Below are 1,146 nucleotides of genomic sequence, written 5' to 3' on the forward strand. Positions count from 1 at the left end.
CGAGTGTAAGCTCTGCTTTTGCCGGAATTGATGGGAACTTCACAAATGTGAACCAACATCTGAATGATGTTGTTAATAACTTTAATGAAAAATTAGACAATATTAATGAAGAAGTTCAAGGGGATTCTTTGTTATGGAGCAATGAGAGTAAGGCGTTTGTTGCAACGCATGGTGCAAAAGAAGAGACAAAAACAAACAGCAAGATTAAATATCTTGCTGCAGGGGATATTGCGAAAACTTCCACGGAAGCAGTTAATGGCTCACAGCTTTATACGTTAGGGAGTGGTGTTGCGAAGACTTTAGGTGGAGAAGCTCGTTATGAGGATGGCAAGTGGACGGATCCAACTTTTACAATAAAGACGGTGAATGATGATGGTGAGGAAAAAGATGAAACTTATCATAATGTAGCGGCAGCTTTGGCAGGCGTTGGTAGTTCTATCACAAATATTAAAAATGATATCAAGAATGAAATCACGAGTGTAAAAGATGATAGCCTTGTTAAGTGGGATGAGGAGACCAAGCATATTAATATTGGTAGTGACAAGGAAGAGGCTACAATTAATATTGCGGATAAAGGAAGTAAGGACAGAATCCTTTCTGGTGTGAAGGATGCTGTGAATAATAATGAAGCAGTTAACAAAGGTCAGCTTGATAAAGAAATTGCAGATGTGCGTTCAGTTGCAGTTTTCTACGATCAAGAAGAAGTTTCAGATGATGACAATCGACTTATCAGATCAGCACGTAAAAGTAATAAATCGAATGTGACTTTTGGCGATCCAAGCAAAGGTACTGTTGGATTGCATAATGTTGGCGATGGTAAAGTCGCAGAAGTTTCCACCGATGCGATTAATGGCTCACAGCTTCATAAATTTGGTACTGGGGTTGCGAAGACTTTAGGTGGTGGTGCGAGCTATGAGAATGGTGAATGGACAGCTCCAAGCTTTACGGTTAAGACTTTCAAAGAAGATAGTAGTGGGGTTGAAGAGCATGAGTATGACACTGTTTCTGCTGCGTTTGAGGGTGTTGGTACCTCTTTCACAAATGTAAATAATGCTATTACGGATATTAAGAAAGAAATTACCAAAGAGGTTGCGGATGCAAAAAGTGATGCATTGAACTGGAGTAAAAGTGCTAATGCCTTTGTTG

The 1,146-nt window shown here is 39.6% G+C and carries 1 pseudogene; it reads left to right on the forward strand.

Annotation, left to right across the window (positions count from 1 at the left end):
* A pseudogene (locus PVV68_RS10465) lies at positions 1-1,146 on the forward strand (hypothetical protein); the annotation flags it as partial.

This window comes from Bartonella sp. ML69XJBT (assembly GCF_028618515.1).
Classification (GTDB): Bacteria; Pseudomonadota; Alphaproteobacteria; order Rhizobiales; family Rhizobiaceae; genus Bartonella.